Here is an 8,895-nt window from a genome sequence, read left to right as displayed (position 1 = left end):
GATCCTTGGGCGCCGGAACGGGAGCGCGAACAGCTGTTCCTAACGGTCCGAAGATTTAAGAATCTGGCTAAGCCGCCTAAGGGACATTACGTGGTCGCCATGCCGCTTCACATGATCAAGCTTTGCGTCGGGGTGTCCGACGTCGAATGGCTGGAAAACCGCGCCGCATCGGGAAAGCCGCTGATCGTCCATACCCGGATGACGCCCAAGCGCGCGACCGAGATCGAGGACGGCGGATCGCTGTACTGGGTGGTCAAGGGAACCATCGTCTGCCGCCAGCCGATCCTGGACATCGCCACCCTGGGCGAGGGCAAGGCCAGCCGCTGCGAGATCACTCTGGAGCCGCGCGTGATCCGCACCGCCCCGGTGGCGCGCCGTCCTTTCCAGGGCTGGCGCTATTTCGAGGGCAAGGACGCCCCCGCCGACCTGGACACGCTGGACGCGGGCGAGGCGCCCGAGGCCCTGGTGCGGCAGCTGCGCGAACTTGGCGCCTGGTAGGCTGAGCCCACAAAGTTTTTGGGAGTTGACCCCGGCGGTCGCCCATGGCCTGTGCCCCGTCCCATGATCCGTTTCACTCCCCAGACCCGATCCACCCTTCGTGAACTGACGACCCTGGCCTGGCCGGTCGTCATGGCGCGATTGGGCATCATGACCATGGGGCTGACCGACGCCATCGTGGTGGGGCATTATTCCAGCCGCGAACTGGCCTTCCACTCCCTGGCCTGGGCGCCGTCGTCGGTGGTGCTGACCACGGCGGTCGGTCTGATGATGGGGGTTCAGGTCATGACCGCCCGACTGAGAGGCGAGGGACGGCACGACGAGGTCGGGGCCGTGCTGCGGCGCGGCCTGGTCTATGCCTTGCAGATCGGCGTGGTCTCCATGATCGCGCTTCTTCTGCTGGGGCCGTTCGGCATGGTCCACATGGGGCTGGAGGACGGATTGGCCGAGGGCGCATCGCCCGTGCTGATGGTCTTCGCCCTGTCGATGCCGGCCTATCTGATTTCGGTGGCGGCGCAGTTCTTCCTCGAAGGGCTGCATCGGCCCAAGGCGGGCATGGTCGCCATGTGGGTGGCCAATGCGGTCAACCTGGGCCTGAATCTGCTGCTGGTGCCCGACCTGTTCGGGCTGGGCGTGCACGGGGCCGTGGCCTCGGCCTGGGCGACCTTCGGCGCGCGCACGGCCCTGGCGGTGTTTCTGGCCGTCTACATCCTGCGTCTGCCCGAGGCGCGGCAGTGGGGCCTGTTCGCCAAGCCGCGCCGCGACCGCTCGACCGAGGTCGAGCAGATTCGGGTGGGGATCGGCGCGGGATCGTCGAACTTCGTCGAGGTCGGCGCCTTCGCCGCCATGACCCTGTTCGCCGGCCAACTGGGCGCGGCCGAGACCGCCAGTTGGGCCGTAGTGATCAATGTGTCCGCCATCGTCTTCATGGTGCCGATGGGTCTGTCGTCCGCGACCGCCGTTCTGGTCGGGCGGGCCTATGGGGCCGGGGACAAGGCGGGGGTAATGCGCAGCGGCCTGTTGGGCGTCGGCGTGGTCACGATCCTGGCCTTCGTCATCGCCATCGGACTGTGGCTGGCGGCGCGGCCGGTGGTCGGCGCCTACACCACCGATCCGGCGATCCTGGCCATCGCCGCCCCGGCTCTGGTTCTGGCGACCCTGTTCTTCGTCGCCGACGCCCAGCAGGTGGTCGCGGCCCAGGCCAACCGCGCCGCCGGTGACGTGGTCTGGCCGACCCTGATGCACGTCTTTTCCTATGGCGTGGTCATGATCCCGCTGGGCTGGTGGCTGGCGCACCGGATCGGCGTCAACGGCCTGGTCTGGTCCGTCATCGTCGCCAGCGTCATCTCGGGCGCGTTGCTGACGGGGCGGTTCATAAGGATCGCGCGGCGGTTGCCGCTTAGGAGTGCTAGTTAGTCCCGCGCCGCGCCGGTCGGTAAGCTAAAGGTTTTCTGATGACGGAGTTCTCAGCGCTCGAAATGGCGGCTGCACGTCTGATGGCGACACAGATGGGTGAGGATGACGTCCAGGCCCTTCTCGACCAACTGGAAACCGCAAGCGTGACTGACCGCGACTTCACTGGCGTCGGCTTCTACACCAGCTTCGCTGTCGACAGGTCATTGCCACCAGCCAAATTTGGCACCGGTTTTGGCGGTTGGGTCCGATGTGAAGTCGGGCCAAATGCATATCCGCTGGAGTTCATTCTCTATGTGGATGCTGGCTATGTTTTTATGATCGAGGCCTACAGCTTTTTGGATGGATATGGAGACCTGGATCTTCTGACAGCGTGCTTCACCGAGCCGAGGCCAGGTGAGCAAGATGAGGAGGCAGCAGGTCAGGGGGACGCTTTATTCGGCGATTGAGCACAGGTGACGCGGCGGTTCGGCCGCTCTATATCCCTGCGCTTCCCCGAACGACTGGACGATCATGGCCCGCATCCTCATCACCTCGGCGCTGCCCTACATCAACGGCATCAAGCACCTGGGGAATCTGGCGGGGTCGATGCTGCCGGCGGACGTCTGGGCGCGGTTCAAGCGGGCGCAAGGTCATGAGGTCCTCTATATCTGCGCCACCGACGAACACGGCACGCCGGCCGAGCTGGCCGCCGCCGCCGCCGGTCAGGACGTGCGGACCTATTGCGACGAGCAGCACGAAATTCAGAAGGCGGCGGGCCAGGCGTTCGGCCTGAGCTACGACTGGTTCGGCCGGTCGTCGAATCCGCCGAACCACCGTCTGACCCAGCACTTCGCAGAGTCCTTGGAGAAGAACGGCCTGATCGAGGAGCGGGTGGATCGGATGATCTACTCCATCGACGACGCCCGCTTCCTGCCCGACCGCTATGTGGAGGGGACCTGCCCGCACTGCGGCTATGACAAGGCGCGCGGCGATCAGTGCGACAACTGCGGGCGTCTGCTGGACCCGACCGACCTGATCGATCCCTATTCCTCCGTCTCGGGATCGCGGAACCTGGAGGTGCGCGACACCCGCCACCTGTATCTGCTGCAAACGAAGATCGAGCCGCAGATCCGCGCTTGGGTGGACGGCAAGTCGGGCTGGCAGCCGCTGGCCAAGTCCATCGCCAACAAGCATCTGGACGAAGGGCTGATCGATCGGGGCATCACTCGCGATCTGGCCTGGGGCGTGCCTGTCATCAAGGACGGCTTCCCCCGCCCCGGCATGGAAGACAAGGTCTTCTATGTCTGGTTCGACGCCCCCATCGAATATATCGGCGCGACGGAGGAGTGGGCCGAGGCGACGGGCCGGACCTGGCGCGACTGGTGGCGGCTGGACGAGGGCGCCGAAGATGTCCGCTACGTCCAGTTCATGGGCAAGGACAACGTCGCCTTCCACACCGTCAGCTTCCCGGCCACGATCATCGGCTCGGGCGAGCCGTGGAAGACGGTCGACCAGCTGAAGGCGTTCAACTGGCTGAACTGGTACGGCGGCAAGTTCTCGACCAGCCAGAAGCGCGGCGTGTTCATGGACCAGGCGCTGGACCTGCTGCCGGCCGACTACTGGCGCTGGTATCTGACGGCCTACGGTCCCGAACACTCCGATGCGGCCTTCACCTGGGAGCAGTTCCAGGGCGCGATCAACAAGGACCTTGCCGACGTGCTGGGCAATTTCGTCAACCGCATCGTCAAGTTCGCCGAATCCAAGTTCGACGGCGTCGTGCCCGAGGGCGGCGAGGCCGGTCCGCTGGAAGCCAAGCTGGAGGCCGACCTTCGTGCCGCCGTCGCCGAGGCGACCGAACAGTTCGAGGCGATGGAGTTCAGAAAGGCCGCCGCCGCCGTGCGCGCCGCCTGGGTTCTGGGCAACGAATATCTGCAGGAGGCCGCGCCCTGGACGGCGCTGAAGACCGATCGCGACCGGGCGGCGGTCGGCGTGCGCACCGGCCTGAACATGGTCGCCTTGTTCGCCCGTCTGGCCGCGCCGATCCTGCCCTTCACCGCGCCGAAAATCGCGGCCTCGGTCGGGGTGACGGATCTGAGCTGGCCCGCCGCCGGCGCCGATCTGCTGAACGCCCTGCCGGTCGGCGGCAGGGTGGAGGCGCAAGGGGTGTTGTTCGCCAAGATCGAGGACGCCCAGGTGGTGGAATGGTCCGAGCGCTTCGGCGGCGCGGACGCCTGATCGAGCGGCGAGGGCAGACGCGATGACGCCGACCCTGACCTTGCTCGACGAAGGCCGCCGCGCCGCGATCCGTGACCGTCTGGCGCAAACGGGGCGGGCGCAGATCGATGGCGTGCTGAAACCGGCGGACGCTCAAGCCCTGTATGAAGCCGCCACGGCCGCCAAGTATAATGTGGTGACGCGGCGCGGGACGGGCCATGTCGATCTGCCTGCCGCCTGGCTGGCTTCGCTGACACCGCATCAGAAGCGCGGGTTGGGACAGGCGGTGCAGGCTTCGGCCCAGAGCGACTTCCAGTACCTGTACGACAATCATCCGATCTACGACCTGGTGGAGGCGGGGCAGGCGGCGCCGATTTGGCGCGACCTGCTGGTCTTCCTGAACGGCGAGGCGTTTCTGGGTCTGATGCGGGATTTGACCGGCGAGCCGCGCATCGCCCTGGCCGACGCCCAGCTGACGCGGTTTCGCGCCGGGCATTTCCTGACCGAGCATGACGACCATGCAGACGGTAAGAACCGCTTCTTCGCCTATGTGCTGAGCCTGACGCCGGCCTGGCGCATCGAATGGGGAGGGCTGCTGGCCTTCCATGGCCCGGATGGCAATGTGGCCGAGGCCTTCACCCCGCGCTTCAACACCCTGAACCTGCTCGAGGTGCCGTCGCCCCATTCGGTGACGCAGGTGGCTCTGTCGGCGGGCGCCGACCGGATTTCCGTCACGGGCTGGCTGCGGGGGGCATAGGGCGAACCGCTCCCTTGCCCCCCGACTTCGGGTCAGTAGGCGCTGAGCCTCGGTGCGATGTTTCGGGCGCGGCCGGTCGATGCAAGCCGGTATCCGTCCGCCGTGGCTTCGAGAGAGAAGGTGACGCGCAGTCCGTTTCGGCCAGCGCCGAGCGTATCGGCCGGCAAGGCCGTGCGCGGGATCTCGATGACGAAGTCGTACAGGCCCGGTTGCGGATTGGAGGGCAGGGCGTAGCCGTCGGCCGTCTGCACAAGGTTCCTGAGGCTGCCGCCGGGATTCTTGCCGCCCTTGACGACGATCCCCCCTATGGGTTGCCCGGCCTGTCTGGCCTGGATGCCAGACGCAGAAGCTTCGGCGGCCCGGATGTCGCCGGCGCCGGGATCGGCGATCCAGGTCTGGGGCGTCGCCAGGTTCAGATCGATCCGGAAACGGCCTGCGGTATAGGTTCTGACCGACACGCTTTGGGCTGGCGCGGAAGGCGCCGCGATAAGCGCCTCCGTTCGTGGGCGCGGGCTGCGCTCAACCGCCTGGGCGTCGGCGGCAACCGCGCCTCCAAGAACAATCGCGCACGCTGTCAATGCGCCGAAGACGTACCGCATAGCCTGTCCTCCCTATGCCCCCGCGCGAGGATAGGCCCGTCGCACAGCGCTATACAATCCGCATTTCGATGATTTTCGAAAGGGTCAGGTGCGGTTCCAGGGCGCATGGTTCAGCAAAATCGCCAAGCCGCACCAGCCGGTGACGCCGGCTGTGGCCAGGGCCGCGCCGAACAGACCGGCGACGACGAACCCCGCCGGGCCGAAGGCGAACCCCGCCAGGACGCCGACCACCACCAGAAGGCCGACCGCGATCTGGACCTGACGAAAGATCGACAGGCGCGGCGCGGCGGCGCCGGCCGACACCACCGGCAGCCCGGCGGCGGCCCAGGCCTCGATCCCGCCTTCCAGGTTGAACACCCGCTGACCGCCCGGCGCGACGGCGCCCACGGCGGCGCAGGCCTGACCGCCGCGTCCGCCTTTCTGACACTGAAACACCAGCTTGCGGCCGCGAGGCAGGCCCATGCCGCGCAGGATGTCGTTCGTCTGCGTCAGCGGGGCCGACAGGGCGTAGGGAATGTGGGCGGCCGCGAATTCGGAGGGTTCGCGCACGTCGATCAGGATGGCCTCGCCCTGGTTCAGCCACTCCAGGGCCTGACGGGGCGAAACGGTGTCGGTCATGGACTCAATCCTTGGCGCAGAAGTGGGTGTAGAGCACGGTCATGATCTCGACCGCCGCCGGATGGGCGATGAAATAGGTCAGGGTGCGATGGTCGCGGCGGAAATCGACCACGCCCTCGTCCTTCAGCTTGGCCAGATGCTGGGACATGGAGGTTGGGGCCACGCCCGTCTCCTCGATCAGGGCCGAGACGTTTCGTTCCCCTTGAGCCAGGGCGCACAGGATCAGCAGCCGATGGGGATTGGCCAGGCTTTTCAGAAAGGTCGCCGCCGCGTCCGCGCGGGGCGGCAGGGCGTGGGAGAAATCGACCACAAGCGTGTCTTTACATTTCATGTTTCGATCATATCATAAAAACACGAAATGAAAAGGAGACCCTCATGGCCAAGGATTATGCGGCGCTCACGCGCGACATCTCGACCTACATCGGCGAACTGCGCCGCGCCCAGCCAGAGCCGATGCAGGCATTCTCAGCCTTGGCCAAGGGGGCTTCGGCGGATCGGGCGGTCGACAAGAAGACGAAGGAAATGATCGCCTTGGCCATCGGCGTAACCCAGCGCTGCGACGGCTGCATCGGCTTTCACGCCAAGGCGCTGAAAGACTTGGGGGCGAGCCGCGACGAGATCGCCGAGGTCATGGCCATGTGCGTCTATATGGGCGGCGGACCGGCCCTGATGTATGCGGCCGACGCCCTGAGGGCGTTCGACCAGTTCGCCGAGGTGGCCTAGCGGTCGGCGAAGATCACGGGAAGGCTGGCCGCGTGCCAGGCCTGGATGCCGCCGGTCAGGTTGAAGACCGGCTGGCCCTGGGCGGCGGTTGGGCCGACGAAGGCGCAGACCTGATGGCTGCGCCCGCCCTTCAGGCATTGGACGATGATTTTCTTGTCGGCGGGCAGGTCCAGCGCCTCCCAGGCGGCGGGCATCTGGCTGAGCGGGGCCAGGATGGCGCCGTCGATGCGGGCGGCGGCGAACTCGTCCGGCTCTCGCACGTCGATCAGCACCGCCTCGCCGGCTTCCAGCCAGGCGGCGGCTTCGTCCACGGTGACGGTCGAGACGGTCGAGACGGTCATGCGGCGGGCTCCGGCGCGGCGACCGTCGTGGGCGGAGGGGCGTCGACCGTCCCGCCGTGGCGTCGGTGCTTGGCGACCTCTTCGGGTTTGATGTCCAGCAGGGCGGGGGCGGCGGCGTTGAACCGTTCGGTGTTGTCGGTGCGCACGATCACCTGACGCGCGCCGTCCCAGATCATGTGCAACGCGACATAGAGGACGACGACCAGGCCGATGTAGCCGATCCAGCGGAAACGGTGCAGCAGCTTGGCGATATAGGTGGCGGCGACGCCCATCAGGCCGATCGACAGGATCAGGCCGAAGACCATGACCCAGGGGTGCTCATGCGCCGCCCCTGCGACGGCCAGGACATTGTCCAGCGACATGGTGATGTCGGCGACCATGATCTGGATCAGGGCCGCGCCGAACGACTTGCGTTTGATGCCCAGCTCCTCGGGTGACGGGCCGGTGCCGTGCTCGATGCTCATGGCCAACTGAAGTTCGGCCTCGGCCTCGGCCTGGTCGTGGGTGGCCTGTTCGCGCAACTCGCGCCACATCTTCCAGCAGACCCAAAGCAGCAGAAGTCCGCCCGCCAGCAGCAGGCCGACCAGGGCCAGCAGTTGAACCGTGATCAGGGCGAAACCGATCCGCATGACGACGGCGGCGGCCAGGCCGATCAGGATCGCCTTCTTGCGCTGATCCTGGGGCAGGGCGGCGGCGGCCAGACCCACGGCGACGGCGTTGTCGCCGGCCAGGACCAGATCCATCATGACGACCTGGCCCAGGGCCGTGGCCTGGCTGGCGAACTCGGGGGAGGAGAGGAATTCCATGCCCGCTCTCTAGCCGCGCCGCGACCGTCTGTCAGCCGCGTTGCGCGCGGGCGGCCTCGTACAGGGCCACGGCGGCGGCGTTGGAGACGTTCAGGCTCTCGAATCCGCCCGGCATGGGGATCTTGGCCAGGACGTCGCAATGTTCGGCGACCAGGCGGCGGATGCCGTCGCCCTCCGACCCCATGACCAGGACGGTGGGCTGGCGGTCCAGCGCCTGTTCCAGCGTCTGTTCGCCCGAGCCGTCCAGGCCGACGGCGCGCCAGCCCAGGTCGGCCAGCCGCTCCAGCGCGCGCGACAGATTCGTCACCCGGGCGTGGGGCAGGCGTTCGGTGGCGCCGACCGCCGCCTTGGCCAGGGCGCCGGCCAGGGCCGGGGCGTGACGATCCTGGACGATGATTCCCCGCGCGCCGAAGGCCAAGGCCGAGCGGAAGATGGCGCCGACATTCTGGGGGTCGGTCAACTGGTCCAGCATGACGATGACGCCTTCAGCCGGTTCGGCCAGGTCTTCCAGCGCCACGCCTTCCAGCGGCTGGACCTTGAAGGCCAGGCCCTGATGGACCGCACCGGGCGGCAGCATCCGGGTCAGGGTCTGGTTGTCGACGGTCTCGATCCGGTGGCCGTGGGTCAGCTTGCCGTCCTCGATCTCGGCGGCCCGCTCGGGCGTAGCCAGAAGACGGCCCATTCCGCGCCGCGCGGGATTCGCCAGAGCCGCCAGAACCGGGTGGCGGCCCCACAGGAAATTATCCGCGTCGGCGCGGCTCCGGTCGGGCGAACGCTGCGGGCGCGGCGTCTCCTCGCGCCCGCCAAAGCCTTGCACGGCGGGCTTTTGGCCTCTTTCTCGCGGCCCGGAAGTGCGGCTTCCGAAAGCCTGTTTTTTACCGCTTTTACGGTCGTTGCGTTCTGATTTCGACGACACTATAAGACGCCCTCCGATTTGGAGCCCC

12 protein-coding genes are annotated in these 8,895 nt (G+C 67.1%); 6 read left to right on the top strand and 6 right to left on the bottom strand.

Translation table 11 applies throughout. The annotated features are described in order from the left end of the window. Positions 1 to 99 precede the first annotated feature (99 nt). The 5 genes from ACWPV3_RS13470 (at position 100) to ACWPV3_RS13450 (ending at position 4,864) form a co-directional block, all read left to right on the top strand. A complete protein-coding gene (locus ACWPV3_RS13470) occupies positions 100 to 498 on the top strand; it encodes a DUF1489 family protein (RefSeq protein WP_453978178.1) in 399 nt (132 codons plus the stop codon). A 63-nt stretch (positions 499 to 561) separates the two neighbouring features. After that, complete coding sequence (locus ACWPV3_RS13465; protein ID WP_453978177.1) at positions 562 to 1,914, top strand: MATE family efflux transporter; 1,353 nt, start codon at positions 562 to 564, stop codon at positions 1,912 to 1,914. Positions 1,915 to 1,952: 38 nt separating this feature from the next. Beyond that, the gene (locus ACWPV3_RS13460) at positions 1,953 to 2,360 is read left to right on the top strand and encodes a hypothetical protein (RefSeq protein ID WP_453978176.1); all 408 of its coding nucleotides are present in this window, start codon (positions 1,953 to 1,955) and stop codon (positions 2,358 to 2,360) included. Positions 2,361 to 2,424: 64 nt separating this feature from the next. Then, the gene (metG, locus tag ACWPV3_RS13455; RefSeq protein ID WP_453978175.1) at positions 2,425 to 4,128 is read left to right on the top strand and encodes a methionine--tRNA ligase; all 1,704 of its coding nucleotides are present in this window, start codon (positions 2,425 to 2,427) and stop codon (positions 4,126 to 4,128) included. A gap of 22 nt (positions 4,129 to 4,150) precedes the next feature. Continuing rightward, positions 4,151 to 4,864 (top strand): 2OG-Fe(II) oxygenase, encoded by a 714-nt coding sequence (locus ACWPV3_RS13450; RefSeq protein WP_453978174.1) that lies wholly within the window; start codon positions 4,151 to 4,153, stop codon positions 4,862 to 4,864. Positions 4,865 to 4,896: 32 nt separating this feature from the next. Here the strand turns inward: ACWPV3_RS13450 and ACWPV3_RS13445 are convergent, their stop codons facing one another. The 3 genes from ACWPV3_RS13445 to ACWPV3_RS13435 form a co-directional block, all read right to left on the bottom strand. Then, positions 4,897 to 5,322 (bottom strand): hypothetical protein, encoded by a 426-nt coding sequence (locus ACWPV3_RS13445; RefSeq protein ID WP_453978173.1) that lies wholly within the window; start codon positions 5,320 to 5,322, stop codon positions 4,897 to 4,899. Positions 5,323 to 5,547: 225 nt separating this feature from the next. Further along, complete coding sequence (locus ACWPV3_RS13440) at positions 5,548 to 6,081, bottom strand: rhodanese-like domain-containing protein (protein WP_453978172.1); 534 nt, start codon at positions 6,079 to 6,081, stop codon at positions 5,548 to 5,550. A 4-nt stretch (positions 6,082 to 6,085) separates the two neighbouring features. After that, entirely contained in the window at positions 6,086 to 6,412 is a 327-nt protein-coding gene (locus ACWPV3_RS13435) for an ArsR/SmtB family transcription factor (RefSeq protein WP_453978171.1), read from the bottom strand. A 44-nt stretch (positions 6,413 to 6,456) separates the two neighbouring features. Between ACWPV3_RS13435 and ACWPV3_RS13430 the strand changes: the two genes are divergently transcribed. Further along, positions 6,457 to 6,804, top strand: a complete 348-nt coding sequence (locus ACWPV3_RS13430; protein WP_453978170.1) for a carboxymuconolactone decarboxylase family protein — start codon at positions 6,457 to 6,459, stop codon at positions 6,802 to 6,804. Here the strand turns inward: ACWPV3_RS13430 and ACWPV3_RS13425 are convergent. Genes ACWPV3_RS13425 through rlmB form a run of 3 tightly spaced genes read right to left on the bottom strand, consistent with a single transcriptional unit; the run spans position 6,801 to position 8,867 of the window. Next, on the bottom strand, positions 6,801 to 7,145 hold the full coding sequence (locus tag ACWPV3_RS13425) for a rhodanese-like domain-containing protein (protein WP_453978169.1): 345 nt from the start codon (positions 7,143 to 7,145) through the stop codon (positions 6,801 to 6,803). The genes ACWPV3_RS13430 and ACWPV3_RS13425 overlap by 4 nt on opposite strands. Then, positions 7,142 to 7,951, bottom strand: a complete 810-nt coding sequence (locus tag ACWPV3_RS13420) for a TerC family protein (RefSeq protein WP_453978168.1) — start codon at positions 7,949 to 7,951, stop codon at positions 7,142 to 7,144. Before ACWPV3_RS13420 ends, ACWPV3_RS13425 begins: the two co-directional genes overlap by 4 nt. A 31-nt stretch (positions 7,952 to 7,982) precedes the next feature. Then, a complete protein-coding gene (gene rlmB, locus ACWPV3_RS13415; protein WP_453978167.1) occupies positions 7,983 to 8,867 on the bottom strand; it encodes a 23S rRNA (guanosine(2251)-2'-O)-methyltransferase RlmB in 885 nt (294 codons plus the stop codon). Between the last annotated feature and the right edge of the window lie 28 nt (positions 8,868 to 8,895).

This window comes from Brevundimonas sp. Marseille-Q4549 (assembly GCF_976940555.1).
Note: the sequence above shows the minus strand (reverse complement) of the source record. Positions and strands in the feature narration are given on the sequence as shown.

Coding starts and splice junctions, on each gene's coding strand:
- ACWPV3_RS13460 (WP_453978176.1), top strand. CDS start 1,953: ATGACGGAGTTCTCAGCGCTCGAAATGGCGGCTGCACGTCTGATGGCG.
- ACWPV3_RS13470 (WP_453978178.1), top strand. CDS start 100: ATGCCGCTTCACATGATCAAGCTTTGCGTCGGGGTGTCCGACGTCGAA.
- metG (WP_453978175.1), top strand. CDS start 2,425: ATGGCCCGCATCCTCATCACCTCGGCGCTGCCCTACATCAACGGCATC.
- ACWPV3_RS13420 (WP_453978168.1), bottom strand. CDS start 7,951: ATGGAATTCCTCTCCTCCCCCGAGTTCGCCAGCCAGGCCACGGCCCTG.
- ACWPV3_RS13465 (WP_453978177.1), top strand. CDS start 562: ATGATCCGTTTCACTCCCCAGACCCGATCCACCCTTCGTGAACTGACG.
- ACWPV3_RS13430 (WP_453978170.1), top strand. CDS start 6,457: ATGGCCAAGGATTATGCGGCGCTCACGCGCGACATCTCGACCTACATC.
- ACWPV3_RS13435 (WP_453978171.1), bottom strand. CDS start 6,412: ATGAAATGTAAAGACACGCTTGTGGTCGATTTCTCCCACGCCCTGCCG.
- ACWPV3_RS13450 (WP_453978174.1), top strand. CDS start 4,151: ATGACGCCGACCCTGACCTTGCTCGACGAAGGCCGCCGCGCCGCGATC.
- ACWPV3_RS13425 (WP_453978169.1), bottom strand. CDS start 7,145: ATGACCGTCTCGACCGTCTCGACCGTCACCGTGGACGAAGCCGCCGCC.
- ACWPV3_RS13440 (WP_453978172.1), bottom strand. CDS start 6,081: ATGACCGACACCGTTTCGCCCCGTCAGGCCCTGGAGTGGCTGAACCAG.